General features: G+C 63.4%; 29 protein-coding genes. 2 read left to right on the top strand and 27 right to left on the bottom strand.

The genetic code is table 11. The features are described 5' to 3' along the window. Nucleotides 1–4 precede the first annotated feature (4 nt). Genes HX803_RS16455 through HX803_RS16435 form a run of 5 tightly spaced genes read right to left on the bottom strand, consistent with a single transcriptional unit; the run spans nt 5 to nt 3108 of the window. Nucleotides 5–553 (bottom strand): integrating conjugative element protein, encoded by a 549-nt coding sequence (locus tag HX803_RS16455; protein ID WP_009876596.1) that lies wholly within the window; start codon nt 551–553, stop codon nt 5–7. Then, the gene (locus tag HX803_RS16450; RefSeq protein ID WP_009876595.1) at nt 550–1140 is read right to left on the bottom strand and encodes a transglycosylase SLT domain-containing protein; all 591 of its coding nucleotides are present in this window, start codon (nt 1138–1140) and stop codon (nt 550–552) included. The genes HX803_RS16455 and HX803_RS16450 overlap by 4 nt, the downstream gene beginning before the upstream one ends. Beyond that, nucleotides 1122–1847 (bottom strand): TIGR03759 family integrating conjugative element protein, encoded by a 726-nt coding sequence (locus tag HX803_RS16445; protein WP_009876594.1) that lies wholly within the window; start codon nt 1845–1847, stop codon nt 1122–1124. The genes HX803_RS16450 and HX803_RS16445 overlap by 19 nt, the downstream gene beginning before the upstream one ends. Nucleotides 1848–1861: 14 nt before the next feature. Further along, nucleotides 1862–2512 (bottom strand): hypothetical protein, encoded by a 651-nt coding sequence (locus HX803_RS16440; RefSeq protein WP_009876593.1) that lies wholly within the window; start codon nt 2510–2512, stop codon nt 1862–1864. Next, nucleotides 2509–3108 carry a PilL N-terminal domain-containing protein gene (locus tag HX803_RS16435; protein WP_020924956.1) on the bottom strand — a complete coding sequence of 200 codons (600 nt, stop codon included), beginning with the start codon at nt 3106–3108 and terminating at the stop codon, nt 2509–2511. The genes HX803_RS16440 and HX803_RS16435 overlap by 4 nt, the downstream gene beginning before the upstream one ends. A gap of 243 nt (nt 3109–3351) precedes the next feature. On the opposite strand from HX803_RS16435, the gene HX803_RS16430 reads away from it, so the two are divergent. Both HX803_RS16430 and HX803_RS16425 read left to right on the top strand, forming a co-directional pair. Continuing rightward, nucleotides 3352–5115, top strand: coding sequence for an ATP-dependent endonuclease (locus tag HX803_RS16430; RefSeq protein ID WP_134315833.1), 1764 nt, complete (start codon nt 3352–3354; stop codon nt 5113–5115). After that, a complete protein-coding gene (locus HX803_RS16425; protein ID WP_020924957.1) occupies nt 5102–6916 on the top strand; it encodes an ATP-dependent helicase in 1815 nt (604 codons plus the stop codon). The genes HX803_RS16430 and HX803_RS16425 overlap by 14 nt, the downstream gene beginning before the upstream one ends. Nucleotides 6917–6982: 66 nt before the next feature. On the opposite strand, the gene HX803_RS16420 is transcribed toward HX803_RS16425, so the two are convergent. The 22 genes from HX803_RS16420 to HX803_RS16315 all read right to left on the bottom strand — a co-directional run bounded on the left by HX803_RS16420 (nt 6983) and on the right by HX803_RS16315 (nt 26390). Next, complete coding sequence (locus HX803_RS16420; RefSeq protein ID WP_017514159.1) at nt 6983–7762, bottom strand: competence protein CoiA; 780 nt, start codon at nt 7760–7762, stop codon at nt 6983–6985. A gap of 138 nt (nt 7763–7900) precedes the next feature. Further along, a complete protein-coding gene (locus HX803_RS16415) occupies nt 7901–10180 on the bottom strand; it encodes a helicase-related protein (RefSeq protein ID WP_011871444.1) in 2280 nt (759 codons plus the stop codon). Nucleotides 10181–10317: 137 nt separating this feature from the next. Beyond that, nucleotides 10318–10623, bottom strand: coding sequence for a hypothetical protein (locus tag HX803_RS16410; protein WP_009876590.1), 306 nt, complete (start codon nt 10621–10623; stop codon nt 10318–10320). 89 nt (nt 10624–10712) lie between these two features. Then, a complete protein-coding gene (locus HX803_RS16405) occupies nt 10713–11033 on the bottom strand; it encodes a hypothetical protein (protein WP_009876589.1) in 321 nt (106 codons plus the stop codon). A 50-nt stretch (nt 11034–11083) separates the two neighbouring features. Next, nucleotides 11084–12217 carry a DUF6094 domain-containing protein gene (locus tag HX803_RS16400; RefSeq protein ID WP_254912368.1) on the bottom strand — a complete coding sequence of 378 codons (1134 nt, stop codon included), beginning with the start codon at nt 12215–12217 and terminating at the stop codon, nt 11084–11086. 40 nt (nt 12218–12257) lie between these two features. Next, nucleotides 12258–12908: a hypothetical protein gene (locus HX803_RS16395; protein ID WP_009876587.1), complete on the bottom strand. Its 651-nt coding sequence runs from the start codon at nt 12906–12908 to the stop codon at nt 12258–12260. A gap of 76 nt (nt 12909–12984) precedes the next feature. Continuing rightward, the gene (locus HX803_RS16390) at nt 12985–13245 is read right to left on the bottom strand and encodes a hypothetical protein (RefSeq protein ID WP_009876586.1); all 261 of its coding nucleotides are present in this window, start codon (nt 13243–13245) and stop codon (nt 12985–12987) included. Between the two features lie 16 nt (nt 13246–13261). Next, nucleotides 13262–13669, bottom strand: a complete 408-nt coding sequence (locus HX803_RS16385) for a hypothetical protein (protein ID WP_009876585.1) — start codon at nt 13667–13669, stop codon at nt 13262–13264. Between the two features lie 104 nt (nt 13670–13773). Then, entirely contained in the window at nt 13774–14115 is a 342-nt protein-coding gene (locus tag HX803_RS16380) for a hypothetical protein (protein WP_011871442.1), read from the bottom strand. 94 nt (nt 14116–14209) lie between these two features. Then, nucleotides 14210–14899 (bottom strand): DUF3275 family protein, encoded by a 690-nt coding sequence (locus tag HX803_RS16375; RefSeq protein WP_009876584.1) that lies wholly within the window; start codon nt 14897–14899, stop codon nt 14210–14212. Between the two features lie 95 nt (nt 14900–14994). Beyond that, nucleotides 14995–15822 carry a DUF932 domain-containing protein gene (locus tag HX803_RS16370; protein WP_011871441.1) on the bottom strand — a complete coding sequence of 276 codons (828 nt, stop codon included), beginning with the start codon at nt 15820–15822 and terminating at the stop codon, nt 14995–14997. A 152-nt stretch (nt 15823–15974) separates the two neighbouring features. Then, the gene (locus HX803_RS16365) at nt 15975–16904 is read right to left on the bottom strand and encodes a DUF3577 domain-containing protein (RefSeq protein WP_009876582.1); all 930 of its coding nucleotides are present in this window, start codon (nt 16902–16904) and stop codon (nt 15975–15977) included. 345 nt (nt 16905–17249) lie between these two features. After that, entirely contained in the window at nt 17250–17528 is a 279-nt protein-coding gene (locus tag HX803_RS16360; protein WP_011871439.1) for a hypothetical protein, read from the bottom strand. 96 nt (nt 17529–17624) lie between these two features. Then, on the bottom strand, nt 17625–18362 hold the full coding sequence (locus tag HX803_RS16355) for a hypothetical protein (protein WP_009876580.1): 738 nt from the start codon (nt 18360–18362) through the stop codon (nt 17625–17627). 214 nt (nt 18363–18576) lie between these two features. Then, nucleotides 18577–18969 carry a hypothetical protein gene (locus tag HX803_RS16350; protein ID WP_009876579.1) on the bottom strand — a complete coding sequence of 131 codons (393 nt, stop codon included), beginning with the start codon at nt 18967–18969 and terminating at the stop codon, nt 18577–18579. A 21-nt stretch (nt 18970–18990) separates the two neighbouring features. Then, the gene (locus HX803_RS16345) at nt 18991–19203 is read right to left on the bottom strand and encodes a hypothetical protein (RefSeq protein WP_009876578.1); all 213 of its coding nucleotides are present in this window, start codon (nt 19201–19203) and stop codon (nt 18991–18993) included. A 922-nt stretch (nt 19204–20125) separates the two neighbouring features. Continuing rightward, nucleotides 20126–22147, bottom strand: a complete 2022-nt coding sequence (locus HX803_RS16340; RefSeq protein ID WP_009876577.1) for a DNA topoisomerase III — start codon at nt 22145–22147, stop codon at nt 20126–20128. 279 nt (nt 22148–22426) lie between these two features. Further along, on the bottom strand, nt 22427–22867 hold the full coding sequence (locus tag HX803_RS16335; RefSeq protein WP_009876576.1) for a single-stranded DNA-binding protein: 441 nt from the start codon (nt 22865–22867) through the stop codon (nt 22427–22429). A gap of 73 nt (nt 22868–22940) precedes the next feature. Beyond that, a complete protein-coding gene (locus tag HX803_RS16330) occupies nt 22941–23468 on the bottom strand; it encodes a DUF3158 family protein (protein WP_011871437.1) in 528 nt (175 codons plus the stop codon). Next, on the bottom strand, nt 23465–24244 hold the full coding sequence (locus HX803_RS16325; protein ID WP_011871436.1) for a PFL_4669 family integrating conjugative element protein: 780 nt from the start codon (nt 24242–24244) through the stop codon (nt 23465–23467). The genes HX803_RS16330 and HX803_RS16325 overlap by 4 nt, the downstream gene beginning before the upstream one ends. Before the next feature lie 331 nt (nt 24245–24575). Then, nucleotides 24576–25826: an STY4528 family pathogenicity island replication protein gene (locus tag HX803_RS16320; RefSeq protein WP_011871435.1), complete on the bottom strand. Its 1251-nt coding sequence runs from the start codon at nt 25824–25826 to the stop codon at nt 24576–24578. Between the two features lie 3 nt (nt 25827–25829). Beyond that, nucleotides 25830–26390: a DUF2857 domain-containing protein gene (locus tag HX803_RS16315; RefSeq protein WP_009876573.1), complete on the bottom strand. Its 561-nt coding sequence runs from the start codon at nt 26388–26390 to the stop codon at nt 25830–25832. Between the last annotated feature and the right edge of the window lie 3 nt (nt 26391–26393).

The raw sequence follows: 26393 nt of genomic DNA, 5'->3' as shown, positions 1-26393 counted from the left end.
GGCTTCATTGCTCGATGCCGGTGGCCGTGACTAGCGCCGGGTAGTGCCGCAGGCCCAAGCGCTCGGCCAAGTCGTCGCCGGACACGGGCGCAAGCGGCACGCCGGACGCCAGTGCGCGCAGCCGCGCCAGGCCTTGCACGGTCTCGACGTTGACCACCAGACCGACCGCGCCGCGCTCGCGCAATGAGGCTGCATGGCGGCGCAACCAGGCCTGGGAAGCCTCGTCGTCGCCCACGACCACGAAGGGACGCAGGCCCGGGGCCTCGATCACCCGCCGCGCGACGGTGCCGGGCGTGAGCTTGGCGCTGCGCACCGGCAACATCGCGGCCTCATCCGCCGGCGTGGCCGGGATCTGAGTCGCAGGGATGGGCGATCGGGCCGGAGTGTTGGCGCGCGGCTGGAGGCTCAGGGCTTCGTAGTACGGCAGCGCCGACGTGCCGCCACGGTCTTCGACCAAGATCAGCGGCTCGCCGGCACGCGAGGCCAGCGGCAGACCCGCCAGCAGCACGAGCAGGCCTTTCGCCGCGAGATGGGCCAGATGGGATTTCGTCATGGGGTGGTCTCCTGGCGCGCGGCGAGGACCGCGGCGGTTGGGCGCGTGCCCTGCACGCGGGCGAGGTGGCGGGAAACGCTCCGCCGGTAGCGGGCTGCGGGCTCGCCCCCCGCGGGGCGGTGGTAGCGGCCGATCGCCAGCAGCCAGTTCTCCCCCGGGATGTGCTGCTCCTTCAGGATCTCGGAGGCGATGGCGAGGTTGCGGTACGGATCGAGCAAGTCGCACGGGCTGGTGAAGCGGTGCTTGTGGTAGCCGAGGTTGATCTGACCCAGGCCCGCGTCGATGCGCGTGTGCGGCGTGGAGCGCATCGCCTGCTGCAAACCGGCGCAGGCGTCGGCGCGGGTCGCATAGCGGCGCGATTGGCCGGCGACGTTGAGGGACCACGGCCACGGGACGATGCGTCCGTTCCGCCGGATGCCGCTCTCCTGCAAGGCCACGGCGTAGAGCACCGTGGAGGGAATGCCCGCACGTTGGGCGGCAAGCTGATAGGCCGGAGGCGGAACCTCCTGGGCATGGACGGCGCAGGCGTACAGGCCAGCAGCGATCACCAGTACGCGAAACCGCGCCGTCAGGGCTGGCGCTGCCATTGGCCGTTCACCTCGCGCACGACCGCGGGCAGATCGCCGGGCAGACCCAGCGACAGCCAGCGGCCGCCGTCGTGGTTGAGCGTGATGGTGCCGCTGCGCACCCGTGTCGGGTCGATCTGTGCGCGCTTGGCCCAGTCGCGGATGCGCGCGTCGTCCTGGCGGCTGCCGACCATGTACAGGTCGAACTCGGTACCTGAGGATTGCAGGCGTTGCACGAGCTGTCCGCAGGCCGCGCAGCCGTCCTTGACGAACACCGCCGTGCGGCCGCCGCCGCGCACTGCGCCGCCGCTGGGTTTGTCGTCAGGCAGGTTCACCCGTTGCATGCCGGGGTTCAGGCGCTGCCAGGCTTCGTCGTAGGCACGTTGATAGGCAAGCAGCTTCTCGACGCGGCGCGCTTCGATTTGCACCTGCAGTTCTGCGTAGCGCCGCCGTTCCTCGTCGGTGCGGGCCTCGATGCCCAGGGCGGACAGAGGGTCCAGGTTAGGCGAATAGATGCCCAGCGGCCCGTCCATCAGCTCGCGGTATAGCGCCCATTCCTGCGGTTGGAGGCCCCAGTCGCCTGCTACCTGGTCGTCCGGGGTTCGGGCGACCAGCGGACGCTCCTGGTTCTGCGCATTGCGGGCCGGGGCGGTGACCGGCTGCTGCGCCCAGGCGGGCAATTGGGCGGATGCCAGCAGGAGCGCGGAAAGGATGATCGACGGATTCATGTGGTGTGCTCCGGTCAGGGAATCGCCACGCGACGGGTCTGGTTGCCGGCCTGGAACACGGCGGTGTTGCCCTCAATCGCCTGTAAGTGCCACGGGCCGAGCGCATCACCTGGCAGCAGCACCTGAAGCTGGTCAGGCGTGAAGTCCGCACTGCTCGGCGCAACGGACACGCTGCGCTGGCCAGCGCGCAATTCGGCGCCGACGACGCGGAACGGCAGCGGCGGCGGTTCGGGCTTGGCGGCGGCCTTGCCCGATGCGCGCGGCTGGGCGGGTGCTGCGGCGCGCGGAACGGGCGCAGCGGTCTGGCGCGCCTTGATCTGCTCGACCTCCGCGCGCAGCGCCTGAAGGTCGTCGGCAGCGGCATAGCCGCTCAGCGTTTTCTCAACCTGGGCAGCGCGTGCTTCCAAGACTTGGCGGGTGTCTTTGAGGTCTGCCGCCGTTGCGACGGCCGAACGCTGCTGGATGGCCTCGATCGACTCGACCAGGCCCGCCGCCCGGGCTTCCAGGCGTTGCAGGCGGGAATCCAGCCGTTCCTGGTCGGCCTGGTCGTTCATGGTCTGGTAGCCCAAGGCTACGAAGACGCTGAGGCCGATCAGCCAGAGCCACAGAAGGCTCTGCACCATCACGACGGCGGCCGGGCGCCGGGCAGACTGTGGGGCGCTCATGGCTGGCCTCCCGAAACCGAAGGCTCCAGCGGGAACGTCTGCACCGCCTCGGCGGCGGGTGGCTCGGATGCGGGTTCGATGACCGCGCTGTCGGCGGGCCGTTCGAAGCAAATCTGCCGTGCGCGATCATCCGCGTGCAGTTCCCAGGCCGGGCCAGCCAGTGTGAGCAGCGCATCGCGCAAGGTCATGGGGCCGAGGTGCAGGTGCGCCGCCGGCAGCGGCAGCGCGTACAGCTCGATTACCGCGTGCGCCGTCTGGCACAGGCTGTAACCGCTGCGCTTGAGCACATGCCGCAGCCCATCGCCGACGGTGGCGCGGGCATCTTCGGGCATGGACACGTCGATGGTCTGCAACAGCAGGTCGCGTTGCGCCGCTCTGGGTGCCAGCTCGACCAGCGTGTAGCGACCGTAGCGCACGACGGGGATGTACTCGGGCGCCTCGGGTTCGGGCGTGGCCAACACTTCCTCGATGGCATCAGGTGCGGGCGGCGCAGTCGTCGTAGCGCAGCCGCCAGCCAGCACCGACCAGAGCAGGCCGAGGACTCCTGCCAGCAGGCGGCGTTCGGGATGGTGAAACCAAGGTGGAGAGGGGCACATAAGCTCGGCGTCCTGAAACAACGAGCCCTCACCATCGCCGCTAAGGCCCGGGGCAGCAGCAAACAATGCGAACCACGCTGCGTCCGATTTGCCGGCAGCGGTCTAGTCGAACAAAAGCGGCCTTGAGGGCGCCGAAACGGAAAAGCTCAGTCGCGGTCGGCGGATGGAGGCCGGCCGCTTGACTGCTACTATTTGTTAAAACACCAGTGGACGGGGGCGTAAATGAGGGTTTCTCGGGTCAGGTTGATCAATTTCGCCAATTTCTCGGATGTTGATGTCGAGACGGGGGAAAGTATCGTCATCGTGGGAGAGAACAAGGTTGGCAAGAGCAATTTCATTCGCGGCCTGCAGTTGATCCTTGATCCGGGCTTGTCTGAACGCGATCGACAACTGGGGCTTGAACATTTCTGGGACGGACTTGGCGAAGACAAGGTTGGTGCGACCATTGAGGTCTCTGTGGATCTAACGGACTTCACAAACGATCCCCGGCTGATGGCTCACCTCAACGATTGCGTGATTGATCCTGGCCCACCCATGGTGGCCCGACTCACCTACCGCTTCCAGCCTAAGGCGGGCCTGGGGCGCGCCCCGGAATCGTTGAAGGACTATGAGTATGTGATCTTCGGTGGCAACGATCCCGAAATGCGTATCGGCGGCGCACTTCGCCGGATGTTGCCAATAGATGTTCAGGTAGCCCTGCGTGACGCTGAGAAGGACCTTGCGAGCTGGCGCAATTCGCCATTGAGGCCACTCATTGAGGATCTTGCCGCGTCGTTGGATGATGACGCCCGTGAGGAGATTCAGAATCAGGTCGACCAAGCACAGCGAGAGCTGGCTGGACACGAGGAAGTGGTAGCGACAGCAGAACGGATCAGCGAACGGCTGATCGCAATCGCCGGGGGGCAACATGCTGTCCCGGTATCGCTCGGACTTGCACCTACACGAGTGGATGCATTGCTGCGTAGCCTTCGGCTGCTTATCGACAACGGTGTTCGCGGTGTCGGCGATGCCAGCCTAGGAACGGCGAATCTGATCTTCCTGGCCTTGAAGAGCCTCGAACTCGACCGTCTCGTCTCCGAGGGGGAGCGCGACCACACATTCTTCGTCGTCGAGGAGCCCGAAGCGCACCTGCATCCGCATGTCCAGCGTCTTGTCTATCGCTACTTTCTCGGCACAAGAGCGGAAGATGAGGACGAAGCCCCTCCACTGACGACAATTCTCACTACTCACTCGCCGCATATCGCAAGCGTTACACCGATTAGGTCCATCGTTCTCCTGCGTCATAACGCAACGGACGGGAAAACCGTCGCGGTTTCGACCGCGAACACACCTTTCACACAGAGGGATGAAGACGACCTCCAGCGCTACATCGACGTCACTCGCGGAGAAATATTATTTTCCCGGGGAGTGATTCTGGTTGAAGGGGACGCCGAGCGCTTCATCATTCCCGCGTTCGCCGACGCCCTCGGGATTCCTTTCGACATACTTGGAATCACTGTGTGCTCGGTCGGGGGGACGAACTTCACTCCTTATGTGAAGCTTTTGGGCCCTAAAGGGCTAAATATTCCACATGTAATTTTGACAGATCGCGACCCGGTCAATGGCAAACCTCCACTAGCCCACAGGCGATTAATTAATCTCTTAAACGAGGTCGATGACGAATATGGTTACGATGACCTGGATATAGATGAGGTGCTCAAATACGCCGCAGAGTTTGGATACTTCGTCAACGAGAGCACGCTGGAATCCGACCTATTTGCCGCCGGAATGACCGAGGCGATGAAGTCGGTAATCGAGCAGGAGTTGCCGCTGAGGCAAGTCACCCGGGACGCATTGCAAGAGTGGGTGGATGATCCGGATCAGGTCGATGAAGACCGGCTGCTGAAGTTGATTGAACGGATTGGCAAGGGGAGATTTGCACAGGCACTTGCGCCGTCGGTGTCTGAGGACGTTTGCCCGGCCTACATTCGCTCTGCGCTGGAGCATATCCGCGATGCCGTCGCGTAACGTCGGTACAGCCTACCTGGCGCAGGCTGCCGAGTTGGCTGGAAATCCAGGGCAGTTGGCAGCTTACAACTCTCAAGGACATTGTGTGGTACTCGCTGGTCCCGGGAGCGGTAAGACCAAGACACTCGTCCTAAAGCTCGCCCGCATCCTGGCCGAAGACGTCGAGGCCCCTCGTGGCGTTGCGTGCATCACTTATAGCCAGGAGTGCGCTCGCGAACTCGCTCGCCGAATTGAAAACTTGGGACTTCAGCAGGCACCTAATCTTTTCATTGGTACGGTCCATGGGTTCTGTCTGCGTCATCTCTTGATGCCGTATGGACGCCTGGCCGGCCTGCCCATATCTTTCCCACTTTCGGTAGCCACTCAACGAGTCAGTGATCGGTTGTTGAAGCAAACTGGAGATGCGCTTTTCGGCCAGAACCATCCGTACAAAGTTATTGACCTCGGGCGGCATCGCCGTTCCGTGCTCAATCGAAATAGCGTCGCTTGGCGTAGCGAGGAGGAACTCGCTGCCTGGGCCGAGGCCTACGAGGCCGCTCTGCGCGACGAGGGGCTGATTGACTACGATGACATGGTTGTCTTCGGCCAGCGTTTGATCGCCGAGCACGACTGGGTACTACCTCTGGTTCAGGCAAAATTCCCCGTGCTCGCGGTGGATGAGTACCAGGATTTAGGCGTGGCACTGCATCGCATCGTCAAACGCCTTGCCTTCGACGGGGGTGTCCGACTTTTCGCTGTCGGGGATGCGGATCAGTCGATATATGGATTTACGGGAGCTGATGGCGCGTTGCTCATGGAATTGGCGGCTCGCAGAGACATTGAGCCTGTCCAGCTTCAATTAAATTACCGTTCTGGTGCAGGGATCGTGACTGCGTCAGAGATGGCGCTTGGAGAAGCCCGAGGCTATCAAGCGAGCGATCCTGCGCGACAAACGACCATCGAATTTGTCCTGCGCCCGGGTGGTATGGCGGACCAGGCTGCGCACGCCGTCGCGCAGATCATTCCGGCGGCCTTAGCCTCCAAGCCGGGACGAACACTGGGCGATATCGCGATCCTATACAAAGACTATCGCGCAGGCGATATCGTGGCTGAAGCTGTGGCAACCGGTGGTCTCGATCACATCCGTGTGGATACCGCAGCACCTTACCGCAAGGTTGCCCTAACAAGTTGGGTAGAAGATTGTGCGGCGTGGTGCGCGGGTGGCTGGCGTGTTGGACGCCCACAATTGCGTGGACTACTCGACCGCTATCGCGCATTTCATCGGGCGAGCTTGGACGATTCACAGGCCAAGCGCGAAGAGCAAGAGCTAACCGCCTTGCTATGGGAGCTGCGTGCTGACCAGCAACCTGCGCGAGAATTTGTTGCTTCGCTGCGCAACGGTGTAGTGGATCATCTGCTGGCGGCTGAATTGGCGCTCGCTGATCAGAAGGAGCAACTGGATCGCATGACGGCAGCGCTCGCTGAAGGCGGTGCACTGGCTTCGCTAGACATCACGAGTTTGGGCGGTCGGGACGGTTCGCCCGATCACCTGAATCTGCTGACACTGCATTCCGCAAAGGGCTGTGAGTACGACGTCGTCATCATGGTTGGACTCGACCTCGGAAATCTGCCGTGGCGCAATGAAACTCCAGAGAAGTTGCGCGAAAGTCGCCGGCTCTTCTATGTGGGACTCACACGTGCTCGCGACGAGGTCCACATGCTGTATTCGGGCTTCGTTGATGGCCGCTATGGCCCTATGCGCTTTGGGCGCTCGCCATTCCTTGATGAGCTGGAGGCGCGAATGCGTGCCGCTGGCATTTGAGTGTGAACCCGGGAATCTGGAGTGTCGGTGCTGCGTCGGCGCATGTCGAGCAACACCACAGTCGAGCTACATCTTTGCAGCCAAGCGATTGGCTGCGAAACGCTCGCGCGCGAGTCTGGCGGCGTTATTCATCGAGTCTAGGTTATCGATACACCATAGACCGTTGATGCAAAGAAAGCGCTCACTAAGCACTGCTTCAAGTATGTTTGGAAGGGTTGCGTTGAAGAATCCGGCACCCTTGACCGTTGGGGCCGGATCTAGCTCAAGCATCGCGACCGGCAGGTCAGAAAGGCACGGGCCGAAGTGGCCGGCCGAAGGGAACTTGCCCCCAAACTCGGTGCGCAGACGCTCCTTTCCCATGCTCTTGGTGAGAGTGCTATATCGCTCCTGCCGCAGCAACCAAAGAGACTTGATGCCCGCCTCGCGGTACCGCTCTTGGCGTTTACGGTAGTCACGGAGCGACTGATACGATCTTTGGATCTCGACAGCCAACCTAACCCCATTGCGCTCACCCCAGACATCAGCCTGCCAGCGACCTGCATCACCCGAACCCGGCATTTCAACCGAGGCACGGAATCCAAGATCTTCAAGCACGCTGCGCACAAGTATCTTGGCCGCCAGGTGCCATTGGCTTTCTTCGGAAGTACTGCACGCACCTCCTAGATGCGCGAAGAAGGGGTACCCATTAGCACTAACCTTGGGAATCGCTGGAGCGTTGCAGCAAGGCATCAGCAGATCACCGACGCAGTACGCCCGTTGCAACTCTTCCCACTGCGCCTGAGACATATGCAGTGCGTTGGCTGCACCAGTACCATCTGCATATGCTGCTTCGATCACCATAGCCATAGTGCCTCCTTGAATCTCGGTATTGTCTGATCAGTTTAGCCTTCCCCGCGCTGGGACCGGGGCGGTGATCGAATCCTCCGAGCAGCAATTTCCTAGAAAAATGCCGGCACCCCCGAAAGGATGCCGGCAGACAGCAGATCACGCAGTTACCAATTGCCGGGCCAATGCGACCTCGACGGAATCACCATCCTGGTTCAGGACATCGAGCCCCGATTCGGGTACATCGCCCGAAGTGGACTGCGAGACCATGATCTTCTTGGCCATCAGCTCCAGGCAGGTCATCTGCGAGGAGCCGGCGTAGCCCAGGTAGATCACGCGCACGGACAGCTTCTGCCCGATACGCCAAGAGCGGCGTGCCGCCTGCTGGAGCGAATACACGTTGTAGCCCGACTGCATGAACACGATCGTCGGAAACTCCAACAGGTCCAATCCCGTCTTGACAAGCTCGGGATTGGTGATGAGCACGTCGATGCCACGGTCCAACTGCTCGGCGATCCAGTCCTCGCGGCGGCTGGCATCCACGCTTGCGCGCAGTACCGCCACTTTGAAGCCTTCCTGCTCCAGCAATACCTTCAACCGGCTAGTCGTGTCGCGCGTGCCGGTATAGACCGTGTAGGCCAGAACCTTGCGGCCCTGTGCTTTCTCTTCCCTGCAGATGTCGATCAGCTCACGCTCCTTGGGGCTGATCTCGAACTCGTTGAACTGAGCCGGGACGAACGCCAAGGTATTGCGTGTGCGCGGATGCACCACGGTCTCCGACCGGAAGCAGCAGTCCGGCCAGGCCAGCAGCACGTTGAGGACCACACCCAGCAAGGTTGTATCGCGTCGCGCCAGAGCCTGTTTCAGCTCCGCGGTCAGCCGACCCGCCAAATCGCGGTAGGCCGCGGCTTGCGCCGTGTCCATCGCGACTTCACGGAACTCCTCGTCATACGGTGGCAGAACGTTGCCGCCGATGTCTCTGAGTTTGAGGAAGATCGTGAACGGCAGGATGCAGCGCAGCACGCCCTTGGGGCCGAAGCCCGGAGCTTTGACCGTTCTGACACTGACTTTCGTGCCTTTCGCGGTCTTGTGCGCCGTCCCGGTGCTCTCGGAATAAATGTCCTTCAGGACACCGTGATCGCGCATGAACGCCATCGCGGCCGAGGTCATGCTGCCGCTCGTGGTCGGGCGATAGCCGTCTTCGATCATCCGCCCGGGAAGGGCTCGGAACAGCAGGTAGAACAGATCGTCGCCGTAGCCGCCCATCAACGTGCCGGTCAGCAGTAAGGTCTTGCGAGCCTTCGCCGCCAGCACGCCCATGGCCTGGCCCTGGGCGCTGCCGCCGTTCTTGTACTCGTGGGCCTCGTCGGCGATGAGCAGGTCGAACGTGCCTTGCGGCAGGTAGCGCTTGATGAACTCGGACGGTTGATAGCCGCCCTCGCCAAAACCGAACTCCATGTTGGCCATCGCACGTTCCATGCGCGTGGCTTGACGGTCGGAAAACACCAGCTCGCCGTTGCCGTCCATGAGGTTGATGAACTCATGGATGTTGTCGCCCAGCATCGACGCCAGGAACCCGTCGCCGAACTTCTGCATCAGCTTCTGCGCGGTGACTTCCCCGATCGTCGGGATGCGCTTCAACGCTTTCAGCACGGCCGAGGACTGGTCGCTGCCGGACAGGCTGCGCGGGCGGATCAATGTCCACAGGGGCGCGGCGCAATGGCTGCACTTCCTGCGGTACTCCTCGGCTTCGAGCGCGACCGGGTTGACCGGCTCGCCGTCGAGGTCGGTGATGACCGTGCCGCAGTCAGGGCACGCTGCCACGTCGCCATGGCGGGTGCGCCGCGTGGTGAAGACAGGCTTCCAGTGGAATCCCATCCGCATCCTGACGCGCCCCAGGACAAAGAACTCCTGGCCCGTGGGCTGCACACCCAACTGCTCGCGCAGCTTGATGAGCTTGACCAGCGTGTCCGGGCCGTTGAGCACCCAGACCTTGGCGCCTGCCACCGTCTCCTGGATCTCGCGCCGCCACTTGTAGACCAGGTGCGGTGGAGAAAGAACCAGGGTACGGCGATAGCCTTCGGCGTTGAGCACGGCGGCTGTGGCGATACCAACGGTCGTTTTGCCGCAACCCATCTCGCCGTTGACGATCGCGGCGTGTTCGCCACGGTCGATCAGCAGCTCGGCGGCGGCATGGACGACTTCGGCTTGGGCTTGGAATAGCTTGCGTTTGAGGCTGGCGACGACGAGTTGACGATGCGCCTGCGGCTGGCCGGTATAGACCGGCGGATTGGCGCTGTTGAGGGCGTCGAGCAGTTCGTCGCCGAACTCGCCGACAAAATCCTGAAGGCTCAGGGTCAGAGGGTTGGATTCCGCGTCGAGCAGTTCGCCCTGTACGGGCGTGGCTTCGGCGGTAGTGTTTTCGAGATCGAGGGACATGGTGATGCTCCAAAGAAAATGGGGCATGCACCACCCCCAAAGGGGCAATGGCCTGCCCCAGGGTGGGAAGATCAATCGGCACACGGCCGACGGTGGATGGAAAACGCAGGCGCTGGCGGCCTGCTGGTGAAATGTGCTTAGTCTTCGGACGGCAGCACGATGGATGTGAGATGGCGTTTCGCATCGGTGACGATGCGAATGCGCAGCGCACGATGAATCACGTAGTGCGATTCCAGCAAAGCACCCGATTGAAGTGCGATGCCGTTGGCTTGCCATTGCCCGTCGCTGACGTCCCCCCAGTCGCCACGGACATGGCGACGGAAGTACGGAATCGGGTCAAGACGACCGGCGCGGACCAGGCGGTCGATACCTTCGCTGAGGATGAGTGCACCTACCGGAAACAGCAGGTCCTGGCAGTAGGTTTCGATGTGTCGGGATGCCATGGATTCCTCCTTGATGGATTCATTGAGCCACGACACCCCTGGCGGAGTGAAGTGGCTCCGTCAGGTGACTGGGATGACGATGGGTGACTTCAGATCATGTCGCGCTCTTCGGGAAGCTGGACAACCGTGGTCTGGTGGTCTTCGCTGGTCTTGACGATCAGAACCAGCTCCGGCGTGATCCGGTAGTAGGAGATCATCAGGTTGTCCTGTTGGAGTGCGACGTCGTTGGCCTTGCGGGTGGCCTTGTCGATCTCGCCCCAGTCACCGCGCACATGGCGCTGGACATAGGTCAAGGGGTCGATCAGGCCTTTGCGGGCCAACCAATGCACCTTCTCGCTCAACTTCAGCGAGCCCGGTGCGAACAACGGTTGCTTCTGCGGCGCGGGCCGCTTGAACAGATTTGGGAACATGGTGTTTCTCCTTCGATGTGGTACAGCAGGACAGCAGCGCGTCCGGTGGATTAACGAATGGTCAAGACGTCGCCCCGTGTCGGGGAGCCAGGCGTCATGTCCCACGCGCGGATGACAGGTACGAACTTGTCGGTGAGGATGCGGGTCTCGGCGATGGAGCCGTCTTCGCGTTCGGTGAATTCCCGCTGGAGCGTCTTGTCCTTGTGGGTGTCACCTTTGACGACGAGCACGCGCCCCGTCTTGGAGCGCACAACCCCCGAGATCGCGCCTGCGGCCAGAGCCAGGGCGAGATGCCAGTGGGACAAGGCCCGCGCCGGTGGACGCAGCGACTGCTGCGCGGCCCCCAGGTGCGTGTCCTGCGACGGCCAGAGGCCTTGCAGCCTGCCAACCTCGTCGGCGAACTGCTCGGGCTCCATCGTCACGCGGAAGAAATGCTCCGGCTCGGCCGGACTGGCGGGGACGATGTACGGCAGGAACGGCCATTCGCTCGGCAGTTCGTCAGCTTCGATCTCGCCTTGCCCAACCTGCAGCAGCAGATTGCGCACGGCCTTGACGCCATCCGAGGCCTGCTCGCGCTGGCGCACCCGCCGGCCGAAGATCACAACTTGCTTGAACTGCGTCTCCACCGCTCGGTAGATGCGCAGGTCGGTGTAGTGGCGCGTCAGCCAGCCGACCAGCTCCGCGTCGAGCACGTAGCCGGGGACGATGAAGACCAGCACGCCGCCGTATTGCAGCAACGACAAACTGCGCTGGTAGAACAGTTTTTCGAGGCGGGCACGACCCTGGCCCTGATAGCCGATGTTGCCGTTGACGTCCTTGGACAGGTCGCCATACGGCGGGTTGAGCCAGAGCAGTCCGAACGACTGCTTGGAGACCATCGTGTCCATCAGGTCCGCGTGCAGGCAGTGATCGACCAGGCCGCGGGCATGGCGTGCCCGCTCCGCGTCGAACTCAACGGCGAACGCCTTGGCCTGCTCGCGCCCGAGGGCGTGGGCGGCTTCGGCGATCGCTACGCCTTCGCCGGCGCAGGGATCGAGGATGCACATCGGCCCGTCGCTGGGCATCAGTGCGTTGAGGGCTCTTTCGAGCGTGGGTTCATCAGTCGGGAAATACCCGTTCTTCACGAAATTGCGGGCAAGCCGCGGGAACATGAGGGCCATGGAAGTCTCCTGGTTGGCGGGGATGAAAGACGGAAGCACACCAAGGCGTGCCTCCGAGGGTGGGTCAGGCCGCTACCACTTCCGGCGTCCAGATCTTGGCCGGGTATGGATAGGCGGTGAGCACGTCACTGCGGATCAGGGAGCCCAGCGCCAGGGTCAGCGTCGGCACGTCGATGGCGAGCCGATGGCCTTCCAGCGGCCCGAGGGCGAACGGAAGGCGGCCCAGCATCTCGCGGCTTTGCAGCAGTTCCAGCACGGTCTCGCGCCAGTGGTCGAGCAGCGGCAACGGGCACGTGTCCCGCACCAGCGTCCACAGGCGGTCGAGCCGGTGGGCGCTGTCGCGTGGCAGCAATGCCAGCGCGCTGGCGTTGGCCTTGTCGGGCTTGACGCAGCGCCGGTCGAACAGCCACACGTTGGACAGCGAACCGAACAGCGTTCGCCGGTAGGCGCGCGTGATGCGCTTTTCCAGGCGATCGACGTTGCCGATGAACACCGGGACGCTGCCGCCTTGGTCGGTGATGACGTGAAACTGGTCCAGTCCCTGCTCGTCGCGCCCAAGGGTCAGGCGAGCGAGGAACTGCTGGACGGCGGTGTCCCGCGCCCAGATCGACAGGAAGATCAGGTTGCCCTGGTCGTCGCCGACGCAGGCGTCGGCCATCACATCCGGGCATTCGTCGATGCGGTACAGCGTGGTGGAAGAAGTGTGTGCGGGCATGGTGGTGTCCTCGGATGAACGGGAACAGCACCGCCCGCTGGGGCAAGTGCTGCCCCTGGGGGTGGAAGAAAACCGCTCAGTCCGGCTCGAACTGCCGGGTGTGCGGGTTGAAGTGAAGCACCTCGTCCACCGCGGTGATCGGCGTGAAGCCGTCCAGGTAGATGTTGTTGAGGTACTGGTCGCGGTAGGTCAGTGCCTGCCGCGCCTGTTTCTCGGTGAGGCCGTTGCTGATGAAGTACTCCAGCATCTCCTCGTCGGAGGACACTTCGTCGTTGGACAAACTCCCTTCAACGAGCGCCAGCAGCGAGGGGGAGAGCGCAGCGAGGATCAGGTCCATGTCGGTTCCTCCTGGCTCAGACCATCAGCGTTGCGGCGGGTGCCGTGACAGCCGTGGGTGTGCGTCGCCGAGCGTGGTAGGCGCGAACGCCTGCACGCCATTCGGCAGACTGCTCCGGTGCAAGGTCCAGATAGGACAGCGGGCACGAGTAGTAGTACGGGTGCATGGACTCGTCCAGCGGCTTGTAACCCCACTGGCCGCCGCTGCGTTCAAGCAGATCGCAGCGGATGTAGCGCAGGGATTGGCCCGGCGCGAGATCACGATGTACGCCTTCGACCTTGGCCGTCACTTCCGCGACAGACCAGAGGACGTTGCCGCGCAGCGCGTGGGCGATGACCTTGACGCTGGCGCGCTCGGTCTCTTGCGGTGCGATCAGTTCCGCGATCAGTTCAGACCGCGATTGGGGTGAGAAATACCAGCCCATGAGAGGCCTCCTGGAAAAGTAGAGCCGGAGGCCTCCCCACGGGGAGGGCCTCCCGGCGGGTGATGAAAAGCCGCAGGTGCGGCGAAGGAACCTATGCTTTGCCCTTAGTCCCAGTCGTCATCGTCGCGATCACAACCGGCCGGGCAGTAGCCGAACTCGATCCCATGCGAGCAATAGCCATGCTCCGCATTCCAGTCCTGGGCTTCCTGCCGCTCGGCGGGTGTTGCGTAGTCCCATTCGTGGGCTGCGATTTCCAGGGCCTGAGCTCGCTGGCTTTCCGGCAACCGACTAGCTTGCGCGTCGATCTCCGAACTGAAAAGCGTGACCCAATGATCCCAGGACAGGCCGCAACCACGCTGGGCGTGCTCGGCGGCTGTCTTGCAAACAGCTCGCCATGCGGATTCATCCAGCGCGGAACGGGGTACATCGAAAGCGATGGTGGACATGATGGAGACCTCCAGAAAATGGCCGAGGCCTCCCCCGCAGGGGGAAGGAACCCCGGCGGGTGGATGAAGAACACCGCGGATGCGGCGTCTGCGATCACGCAGGTTGCAGTTCGGCCTGACGGCTCCACTCCTGCGTCTTGAAGTCCAACGCAAAACCCAGTTCGCCCAGGCGGGCGATCTGCGCGCGCAGGGCGCGGCGGTCGATGGTCGAATCCAATTTCACGGACTCGCCCAGCGGCCACAGCAGACCGAACAGAGCGGCGTCGCCATCTTCGGTGCTGCCGGGGGCAGCCGCCGCAGCGGGCGTCGGCGCATCCACACCGAAGGGCGTGGTATCGACCAGAGGATCCGCCGACGCCTGCACGGGTGCGTGCTTGGCGGGCGTGGAGGCCTTGGCAGACTTGGCCGGCGTTGCTGCAGGCTGCGTCCCCAGCTCTTCATCGAGTGGATCGACGTCCTGGGTGGCGAAGCTTCGGGCTTCGTCGCGGCTCAGTTTGTCGATTCCGTTGAGCGTCATTCCGTCCAGGTTGGCGCGGATCTCGAACCGCATGCCGTCGCCGACCGGATAGGACTTCGGGAAGATGTAGCGGATGATGAATTCCCCGTCGTATTTTCCTTCGGGGTACTGCTCCAGCTCCGCATCCTTGACCGCGAACTTGCCGATGGGGGTGACAAGGCGGCCGACGGTGAACGGGCCGTTCTTGCCGCGTATGGTGCGCAGCGTGAGCTGGCCCGGAACAATGATGGGCGATACCGATTGCTCGGGCGCCGATGTGGTTGCCATGTTGGTTCTCCTGATGACGAATAGCGGGCCGCCGACGGCGCCCGGTGGATGAGAGGAAATGGACCTCACCCGAGCTGGGCGAGGTCCGCTTGGCATCACGCCTTGAGCTGGCGCATGCCTTCGGCCAGCAGCCACAACGCCCGGTTCAGGCGCAGGTTCTGGTCGATTCCTTGCACCGGACGGGTGCGTTGATTGCGGCCATTGGCCGAGCGTCCATTCAGTCCCCCTTTGACGAGGTTCTCCTGGACGCGGTTGAAGACGGCCCACAGGTCGTTCTTGCGGTCGTCCCAGCGCCTGGGCGCCAGAAGTTGGCTCTCCGTGACAGGGGTGGACTTGGCCGGGTCGTCGTACTTGAGTGCGAGCGCGGAATTCGCAAAGATTTCCGCTTCGCCCTCATCGAGGGTGATGGTGCGCATCGCATCGCGCGCGTCCTGCACGCGCTCGAAGCCTTCGAGAACCTCGTAGGCACCTTCGATCACCTGGCTTGCCACGTCGCCCTTGTGAGGAACGCGGATGTCGGCGGTGGTGTCACCGCAGACCAGGCCGTTGTGGCAGACGAACCGGAACATGCCGGCAAGCATCTGGTAGCTGCTCGTGCCGTCGTGGCTGTTGAGCAGGATGATCTCGTTCGCCTCGTCGCCGTTGATCTGGCTTGCATGGCGAAGTCGGATGAGATGCTTGGTGTACTCGCGCCGATCCTCGTTGCGCACGCGCGTCTGGCACACCATGAAGGGCTCGAAACCCTCCTGGCGCAACCTGGTCAGCACGACCGAGGTCGGTATGTAGGCATACCGATCGGACCGGCTCCCATGCGGAGCGTCGGCAAAGATCGAGGGAACAACGGCACGAATACGGTCGTCCGAGAGTGGGCGATCGGAGCGCAGGATCGGGGATTGCGGAGCAAAACGGGATGCCAGAGACATGGCTGATCTCCTTTGAGAAATGCGGTAACCGCGCGGTCGTGTGACCACGCGGGACTCGGGGGATGAAAAGACGCAAGCACCTTTGGCGTCTTGGGGACGCGGCGGATGCTAGGGAGGAGAAGCGACAAGGCCCCATGAGGGGCCATGCCGGATCAAAACGAAGCGACCAAGGCCGGCTCCTGCTCCTCGACTTCACCCTCGGGCTCGCGCTCGGCGGACTCGACGGGTAGGTCGGAAACGGCGTCGGCGGCAGTGTCGATGGCGTTGTCGGCTTCGGGCGCGGGTGCGTCCTCCACCGTTGGCGCCTCGGCTTGCGCCTGGCTCATCGGATAGACCTGGGTGCCATCGATCTTGATCAGACCGATGTGGATCAGCGTCGACTCCAGGCTTGCGGCCGGTGCCCCAGCGTGCTCGCCCTTGGTACGGATGTACGGATCGATCTTCATGTCGTTGAGACGGAAGGCGATCAGCACCTTGCGATCCCCTTCGATGGCCTGCACGCATCGGCGAACCAGATGCTCGGCCCCGAGGGTGGCGACGATCGTGTCGAAGTACCGATATTCCGGTTCATCGACAGGTCCGGCCAATGCGGCGATGGAGCATGACAGGAACGGATCGCCATCCTTGGGGGTGACGTCCTTCGGACGGTTGAGGTAGCCGATGCCACGGGTAATCAGCTCGTGCTGCTCGATTGAAGCCAGTTCGGCCCGCTCGATCGGCTCGGCCTTGAGCAGTCGCGCCTTGAGGGACGCGGCGGCCTTGCCCTGGTTTTCGCCCTTGTCGCGGATGTACGCATCGCCCCAAAGGTCGCCGAGGCGGAAGCGCACCAGCGGGCGCTGCTTGGAATCGTCAACGCCGATGTAGCGCTGAACGAGCTTCTTGGCCTCGGCACCCGAGACCTTGACATCGAAGTAGCGGTAGCTGGGGTCCCTGGCGGGGCCGACCAATGCGGCGATGGTGCATGCCAGGAAGGGCTGCGCACGGCGGCCGCCCCTGACGGGCACTTCACGGACACGCTGGATGTAGCCGATGCCCGATGTGTGGAGGTCGAAATACGATTTCTCGTTGGACGTGGTGTTCATGGTGAATCTCCATTGGGAAAAGCGGAGACACACCGAGCCCACGCATGCGGGGAAAGGTGCGTAACCCCGCGGTGGGTTGATAAGGCGAAAGCATCCACCACCAGAGACTGGTGGCCGCTCGCGTATGGATGCGGTGCGAGCTGGCTCGGTCACGCAGTGGAAACTGCGCCGCAACCTCGAAGACCGATGATTGCCTGGCATGTCGCTGACAACGTCAGCAGGCATGGGGTCAGCATGGGCGGCCCTTGCGCGCGCGGCAGCAATCAATTGGCATCCGGGTGTTTCCCTTTGTCCACGCAGCCCGGTTCAGCGCAAGAAAAAGCCCCTCGAAAGGGGCTGGAGATGTCAGGCTTCGTACACGAAATAGTGTTCGCGCTGACGTGGGAAGAACACGTGTTTCCACGTGTCGCCGGTTGTATTGCCACCGTCAAACACGACCATTTCGTAGTCGTCAATGTCGGTGTCCATCAGATCGGCGCTGTCGATATGGCGCATGTGCAGCGTGCCGCTCATGCGCTCGAACACCAGAATCTGGCCGATGGCGTCGTTCTGGCTCATGGCGTTAACGCAGGCTCCAAGCTGATTCTCGAAGTCAGGCGTAGGCGAGATGAGATCGGGGAACATGAGATTGCTCCTATGGAATTGAACCGGCCCAGCTCCTGGTGGGAGGCGGGCTGGCATGTGGGGGATAAAGGGGAAGGCTTGCGCGTCGCGCGTCTGCTAGATCTCGGCCAGTGGCAGGCCCAGTAGCGCGGGTGCGTCAGCGTCTAGGATGAGGATGCGCACATCGGCCTGGCCGGCCAATTCAAGAATGTTCGCCAGGTCGTCAGGCATGCCCTTGTCCCGGTGTTCCTGCCGAAGCTGCTCCGCACTGATGCCCTCGGCATACTCCAGGTTCTTGTCTGTCCAGGGCGTGGAAATCAGCTTGACGCCGATCGCTGGGCTGTATGGAACCCGGAAGGCGATGAACAGAAAGGCCTCCGGTGTCGCAAGGTCCGCTAGGCTGGCCAGGTACTGGCCGGTTTCCTGGCTGATGTGCGCGCTGCTGATTTCCCAGCATCGGCTGTAATAGCCGGTCTCGAAACCCAACCGCTGCACCACGTCTCGCGCGGCCTCGGCCGAATAGGTATCACCGACGTGGACCGGGCGACCGTCCAGGTCGTCGCCATGGATGGCATAAACCACCGCACCCACCACGCCTTCGCCGCTGACGCCTTCAATGGCATCGCATTCGGCCATCAGTTCGGCACTGACAGGCACAGTGCCATTCCTGACCACCGCGAAGTCGCTGGTGACGATGCAGGGGGAAGAAACCAGCTCCTCGTCGGAGAGGTGCTGTTGGCTCGCGTGGATGTTTCGCCACACATGCGGGCTTCCGTCTTCGTAGCTGATGCACAGCGTTCGGACGATTTTCAGATTCCAGTAGCCGCGTACAAAGGGGTTGGGATTCTGGGTCATAGGATTTCTCCAGATTGAATAATGGAGCCAATCCCCGCCACCGGGAACTGGACCCCGGTGGGTTGAAAGTCGAAAAAGCGTCAGGCGGCACTGATCGATGGCTTTGGGCCAATCCGCGCTGGCTGACGGAGGGAAAATTGAGGGACATGGCCTGGTGGGCGCATGTCCCTCATGGGGTGGCGAACGACAAGGTGGTGATATTCCGGAAGCCGGCTCACCAACCGCTGTAGTTCACCAGCAGGTCGGCGATGACCTTGCGGCGTTGCAGATCGAGACCGTCGAAGTCCGACAGTCCTTGGAAGTGGCAGCGTTTGAGCATGGCACCGCCCTCGCGCGCGTTGTAGAAGCTGAACATGGCGGACAGGAACATGCGTTCTCCGCTGCTCAGGACGCCGAGAGCGTCGTTGGCACGCAGCATGTCGGGACGCAGATCCCACTTGCTCTTGGCCTGGTTCAGGCCTTCGCGTGTGCCGTCGCCAAACCATTGCGGGCCAGCGATCTCGACACCGCGCTTCCAGGCCTCGAAGAAGGCTTGGGGCGCGGCGGCGAAATGCTGCTCTTCCCGCATGATCTGATCGACGACTTCCTGTGGCAAAAGCTGGTTCATGACGTGATTCCTCCAGTTGGATCAGGGCGTGGCGAGCTGGGACCAGCCGCCTCTTTCTAGGGCACGTTGAGCCGCGACATAGCTGCGGAAGTACTCGCTGGATTCCCGCGAAACGGGACCTTCGGTATCGCGCGTGCCGATGTAGTGGCCGGCGGCGCTATGCAGGACTTCGAGCGGCAGGAACTTGCCGCAATGGATCAAGGCCAACTGGCCGAAAGAGGCTTGCTGGGACATGGATGGGCTCCTTGGAGAAGCGAGGGCCTTGTCCCTCACGGGATGGCAGCTCCCGCATGCGGTTGAGAAAAAGCATCGGCGTCACGAGGACGCGCGTCCGCAGACTCGATGCGATGGCGGACTGGCGGGTGGCGCGGAGAGAATCCGCGGCAGCCTGGAAACCCTGGCTGCTGGCATGGTGCTGACGGATCAGCGACACATGCAGGCAGCTTCGTGCGCGAGTCGAGCCACGTCAGCCGGAAATCGGCACCTGCTACAGCCCCGATTGGCGAACGTGGAAAAAGAAAGCCCCGCAGCAAGTGCGGGGCTGTCAGGACGGGTAGGAGAAGCTGGATCGATGCCGCTGCACACACTGCCGTACAGCAGTTGCGCGCAATATTGAGGGTGCATGTCATCTCTCCTGTTCGTGTGGCCCAGGCCAATGGCCGGACCGGGACGTTGATGGGCAGGAAAAAGGCGCCGAAGGCCCTGCGGCCTTCGGCTCGGGAGGAAAGAGGAGCCACCCGTGGGCTGATTGGCAGGCCCGGTCGTCGCTAGAACCGTCTGCTCTCAGCAATCACACCCGGCCCATGTCGTGGCTGGGGCCGGCATCGTCTGGCGCACATCCGCGCACAAAGGGAGCCCGTTTTTGCACCGGCGGGCACCGGCACCGATTACCGCTGACCACGAAGGGTCTCCCGGTGGCTCGTGCACGCTGGCAAGCCACCGGGAGACCCTTCGCAGAGGGCGGAAGAAACGCAGATCAACAGAACGCGCGTGGTGCGGCTCGCAGAGAAGCTACCTTCAGGTCCCGCGGCCGGGGACGGCTGGGCGGGACGCGCACACAAATCAAGAAGGCGTTGCGCGCTGGGCGTCCCGCAGGGCATGCGGGACACGGGCCACGCCGCCGAAGGCGGGCACGGCTCACGGGGAACGGGATCGGTCAGGAGCCTTTGCGGCCGCTACGGCGCGGGCGCGAGGCGGCGCGCTTGGAGCTGCCGGATTCGACCGGCAGCGTGCCTTTGCAGTCCGGGTAGCGACTGCACGACCAAAACGGGCCGCTCTTGCTGCTGCGCTGGCGCGTGGGTGCGCCGCACTGCGGGCATGTCGGCCCTTGGGGAGCCTTGATAGACAGGGACGCGTTGCCGTACTGCGCGATCAACTGCGAAATCCATGCGGCCTGCTTGCCGATGAACACATCCAGCGTGAGCTGGCCGGCTTCGATCATGTCGAGCGCTTGTTCCCAGACGGCGGTGGTGCCGGGGTCGGCAATCGCCGCAGGCACGGCATCGATCAAGGTGAAAGCCGCATCCGAGGCGCGGATGGCGCGCCCTTTCTTTACGAGGTAGCCGCGGGCGATCAGGCCGCCGATGATGTTGGCCCGGGTCGCTTCGGTGCCGATGCCGACCGTATCCTTGAGCTTCTGCTTCAGGCGGGGATCGGACACCAGCTTGGCGACGCCTTTCATAGACTTGACCAACTCGCCTTGCGTGTACGGTTTGGGCGGCAGCGTCTTGAGTGCCTTCAGATCGATATCGGCCACCTGACATGCCAGACCTTCGTGCAGCGCCGGTAGCACCTGGGCGCGGGCCGCGGTGTCGCCGTCGCCATCGCCGTCCTCGGACTGCGGCTCGGCCAGCACCTGGCGCCAGCCCGGCGTGACAACCTGCTTGCCCGTGGCCGCAAGGTTCTGCCCACCGCACGAAAGCTTGGCCACAGTATGGTCGAACTCGTGGTGAGGGAGGAACTGCGCTAGGTAATGCGCCCGGATGAGCCTGTACACGGCCAGTTCCTTCTCGCTCATGGCGGAGAGGTTCGCCGGTTCGAGCGTCGGGATGATGCCGTGGTGGGCCGTGACCTTGCCATCGTTCCAGGCGCGCGAGCGCTGCAAACGGTCGAGCTGGCCTATGATCGAGCGCAGCGAGGGATCGGTCTTAAGCAGGCTGTCGAGAACGGTGGTCACTTCGGCAAACATGCTCTCGGGCAGGTAGCCGGAATCCGAGCGGGGGTATGTCGTGGCCTTGTGCGTCTCGTACAGGGCCTGGGCGATCTCCAAGGTTTCCTGCACGTCCAGCCCGAGCTGCTTTGAACACACCTCCTGCAAGGTGCCCAGGTCGAACGGCAGCGGCGGGCCTTCGCGCACGCGCTCGGTCTCAACCGACACTACGTGGGCGCTGCCCGCAGCGCGGATCTGCTGCATGGCCTGCTGTGCGACCGGCTGCTGCAGGCAGCGGCCTGCGTCGTCGGTGCAGGCATTGGGTGGAACCCAGTGCGCGGTGAAAGCCTGGACACCTGCGGACAGGGACACGACGATGGCCCAGTACGGCACGGACACGAAGGCTGCGATCTCGCGGTCGCGGTCCACGACGAGCTTGAGCGTCGGGGTCTGGACGCGGCCGACCGACAGCACGCCGTCGTAGCCGGCCTGCCGCCCCAGCACCGTGAACAACCTACTGAGGTTCATGCCCACCAGCCAATCCGCACGGGATCGCGCCAGCGCCGAGTGGTACATCGGCAGCGTCTCGGCTGAGGGCCGTAGCTTGCCGAGGGCGGCGCGGATGGACGCATCGTTGAGTGCCGACAACCACAGCCGCTCGATGGGGCCGCGGTAGCCGCACAGTTCGATGATCTCGCGGGCGATCAACTCGCCTTCGCGGTCGGCATCGGTGGCGATGACAAGCTGGGTCGCCTTCGCCAGAAGCGCCTTGACGACCTTGAATTGCGTGGCGGTCTTCGGTTTGACCTCGACCCGCCAATGCTGGGGAATGATGGGCAACTGCTCGATGGACCAGCGCTTCAACTGCTCGTCGTAGGCTTCGGGCGTAGCGGCTTCTACGAGATGGCCGATGCACCAGGTGACGGTGACGCCGGAACCGTTGAGACAGCCTTCACCGCGCTGTGTGGCGCCGAGAATCCGGCCAATGTCTTTGCCCTGGGAGGGCTTCTCGCACAAGAACAGCCGCATATCCGTTCATCCGATTCCCATGGTTCATGGAGTTGCTGGGATCGAGGATGCCGAGCACCACCGGGGGCAGCAGCAAACAAGCGGCACGCGGCGGCGACCGCTTTCACGGGATGGAAGGGCTTGTGCGGTAATGGCGAGTGGCCGGAGGTATGCGGTTCGGGAGCGGCGATTCGCGGGAACGCGTGGAAGTCGGTGGACGTTGATGGAGCTATCCCCTGGGGATAGCTCGCGGCGCATGGAGGGCGGCGAAGCGCTGCGGCAGCCGCCCTCCATGCCGGGTCACTTCCGGCGCTTCGTCTCTTTCGGCGCGGTCGATTCCTGGTCGGCCTGCGGCTTCGGTTCTGCCTCCTGTGGCTTCGGGCTGAGGACCACAGACTCGATGCGGTACGGCAAGATGCCTACGCTGCGCGCATTGACTTGCCAGGTCTCGCGTGGCTGATCTTCGTTGTCCGTCCAGGGCTCGCGCTCCATGCGGCCGATGACCAGCACCCGCATACCCTTCTGGTAGAGGCGCTGCCAGTGCTCGGCGTCGCGGTGCCAGATTTCCACCGGCGCCCAGAAGCCGCCACGGTCCTCAAAGGTGCCATCCTTCTTGGGAACGGGGTTGTCGAAATAGACGTTCAGGCGCAGCAGGCGGTTGGGCTCGTCGTTGCCATTGGGGAATTCGCGGTACTCCGGTGGCGAGCCGATATTGCCTTCGCCAGAAAAATGCGTGCTCATGATGTGATCTCCGTGGTGGTTGAAATACCCGTGCCTCATCGGCGCCGGGTGCGTGCTGGGATGTCTGGCGCAATCACCGATCGCGCATTGCGGTTGGGGTGGACTTGAGCCGGCGCAGGTATGCGTTGTCCGCTTCGGCCGCTTTGCTGGCGCATTCCTGCGCCTGCCTGCCCAAGGTGTGCAGCAGGCTGATCTGCATGTTCAACGTGATGCGCTGTAACTCGATCGCGTGCAGGTCGGCCAGCAGGTTGACCGGCGTGCTGGTGCTCGCCACCAGTTCCTGCCACAGCGCCACGCCCATGGCCGAGCGGTCGTGCTTGCGCCAGCGAAGGAACGTCGTTCCCGCGCCAGTTATCTGCTGGGCCAGCTCGACGGGAAGCAGGTGGAAGGGATGCCCGCACGCCTGTGGCAGCACCTGTCGCTGCGCCAGGGCAATCAACTCGTCGCGCATGGCGAAGCACTGGCTGGCCCAGGCCTCGAAGTCCCCTTTACCTTTAAAAGGCTTTAAAAGGCCTTTTAGAGAGGCCGCGTGTTCCAGCCGCATGAAGGCTGGCTGTTCCAGACCACGGAAGTAGCGAGGTTCGCGGTTCGGGTCGCTCATGCCTGTTCGTCCTCGCCGGTGCTGGCCTCGGCCGGATCGGCGGCAGTGCCTTCGTCGCTGGGAGGTGCGGCTGCGGCAGCGCTATCACTGCGCTGTTGCAGGCCGCGGCGCACGACGGGCGGCGCAAACTTCGAGCGGCGAGCGCCTTCGAGCACGTCCTGCGGCAAGTCGCCGAACTTCTCCAGCGCCGCCCGCGCTGCGGCGTTCTTGGCCGCGAAGTCGTCGCGGGTGCATCCCGAGTAGCGGTACTGCTGGGCCAGGCTGAACAGGCTGCGCAGCGTGTGAGCGCCTTCGTTGAGCCACCGCTCCAATGTCGAGCGATCGATCAGCGCGGTGTGATGGGCGAGGATCAGCTTGCGGGCGATGTCGTCATAGTCGGCCAGGAGATAGACCGCGGCAAAGCCGAGCTGCGCGTTCACGAACAAGGGGAGCTTCACCGGTTGCACGTTGAGGTTCTCGCCCAGGCTCAACGCCGCTGGCACGCCGGCCAATGCCTGGTCCACCTGCTCGCGCAGCGATTGCAACGTGGTCTTGGCCTGGTCGAGCTTTTCCTCGATGCGCAACATCCACCAGTCGCTGTACGGGTCATCCTGTTCCGAGCCGCGCTTCATCTTGTTCATCACGGCGATGTAGCCGTTCAGGCCGACGATGCCGGGTCGCCCCTCGGCGGCGGCGCGGCCATGCCAGATGCGCGATGCGTGGTGGGTGTGAAGCGTCAGCGACATCGCGCTGCGCAAAGAGCCGAGATTGAGTTGCAGAGGTTCGTTGGTTGCCATGGTGTCCGCTCGCTTGGGAAAAGGAGCGGTCAGGATCGGCATGCAGCGGAAGGCAGTCAGTCAACAAACCGAAATGAACTGGTCCCCGGTTGTCGTGGTGGTGGCGGCCCGCAATGCGAGCTATCCCCAGGGGATAGCTCCATCAAACGCCACAGAGCGCTGCTCGCGCAGATGGTGGGTGCGCTCAGGAACCGGACGCCACTGCAGCACCGTGGACAGAAGCACCCAGCCTGTGTCTTTCGGTGTTACGCCTTGCATCACATCTATCCCCAGGGGATAGCTCTACTGACGGCCACGGGCGTCTGCTTCACGCCCTTGTCGCTCGTCGCGCTCAGCTACTGCGCAGAAGGTCGCGCAGCCGGTCGATGTGCTGCCGGGCTACCTCGGGCGGAACTACATTGCGCGGTGGCTCAGGCGGTGCATCTCGTGCAGGGGCAGGTGGCGGTGCTGACCCAGCTTGCCTGGCCCATGCGTTGAACTCGCCACGGATGGCACGTTGGATGATGCCGAACAGGTAGCCTGCCGGGTTGCGGATGGTGCTGCCACGACAGCGATCCGCCCATTCGTCCAGCACGGCCTGGCGTAGCGGGGCATCGACCTGCTGCAATGCCACCATGGCGCCGGCCTGCTGTTCATCTTTCAAGCCGAGAAAGCGATCAGGCAGACGAACTCCCGGCATCGCGCGCGCCTGCCCACGCTCACGCGCGGTAGTACGTACTTCATTAATACGACTACTACGTACAGTACGGTCCTGTTTCGGATTCCGAAGAGCGCCGTCTGCTGCGTGTTTTGGCCCTGCTTCGGAATCCGAAGAGGGCCGATCAGAATTCCGAAGAAGGCTCGGCGCCCCTTCTTCGGAATCGTGAACCGTGTCCTCCTGTGGATAACTCTCCTGCGACCCAATGCCTTGGCTTGCGAGGCGTTCGGCAAGGACCTGCAGCCGCGAGGGCAGCATGCGGCCAGACAGCAGCGGGTCTTCGGCGATCTCATTGAGCGTGTGCAAGCCCACGACCTGAACGGCCCTGGCCGAATGGCCCAGGGCTTGGCTGACGAGCTGCAGGTAGTCCGGGTCGAGCTGCATCGCCTCGAACGGGGTCAGGGGCTCATCGTGCAGGACGTAGAGGTTGCCGAGGATGCGCCCGGTCTTGGGGTCGCGCCTGCGGCGCACGAGACTCAACCAGCGCGTCAGGCGCAACAGCGTCAGCGCCCGTGCCACGGTCTCGTGGGAGGCCTGTCCGGCGCAGGGCATTGACGCGAGCCACGGGCGAAGTTGCTCATACGTCGGAAACGCCGTGACGCCATCCTCGTTGAGCATCATCCGGAAGACTTGCCAGGCATTGCGTTCCAGCGGCGTCAGGCGTCGGTCGAGGAACAGCCGTCGCGGCACGCTCTCGTGCCGATTTCCACTGAACAGGAAACCGTCGCCGGTTGCAGACACAGGAGACGTCGCGGATGCGAAGGCGGGAGCCGGTGCTAGTGGGCGAGGTTTCGGTGCAAGGTCTTTCAGCGCGCTGTCGAACAGATCAGCGAGGGCGACCGGACCTTGGCGTGGTGCTCGTGGTGCAGCGTCGTCCACGGCCATGATTCAACCCAGTCCCTGATCGATCCAGTTCTTGATCGCAGCCCAGACCACCGACAGCGGCAGCTCCATGCCTTCGGCGAGGTCCATTGCCGCATCAAGAACCGAGGTCTCATCCTCCAGCTCGACGTTCCTGCTGCTGGTCACGACCTTCCAGCGCCGCCACAGCTCGGTGTCCTGCTCCTCGTCCAGAACCGGATGGCGCCCCTTGCGTTTGGGCAGGCCGAGAACTTCGCGCCGAAGTGCGACTTCCTGATGTGTCAGCCCGTAGAAGCGGCTCACCATTTCGGTACTGGCACCCAGGCGCAGCATGCGATCGACGGTGGCGATCTCCTTCTCCACGTCCTGCGCCTGTTTGAGCAATCGCCGGAGCACTTCCCGGTTCACCGAGACAGAGCACCAGGAGACGTTGGCATTGGCCAGCACGCTGATCAGCGCCGGATGCTTGAGCGCATCCAGCTCTTCCTCGCCGAACCCCATCGCCTTGCAGCGACGCAGTTGCCCGTTGCGTAGGTCGTAGAGTGCCTGCGCGATGACGGCCTGGTTGAGTGGGTTCGGTGCGGACATGCA

It is taken from the genome of Pseudomonas sp. P7548, assembly GCF_013386585.1.
GTDB lineage: Bacteria > Pseudomonadota > Gammaproteobacteria > Pseudomonadales > Pseudomonadaceae > Aquipseudomonas.
Note: the sequence above shows the minus strand (reverse complement) of the source record. Positions and strands in the feature narration are given on the sequence as shown.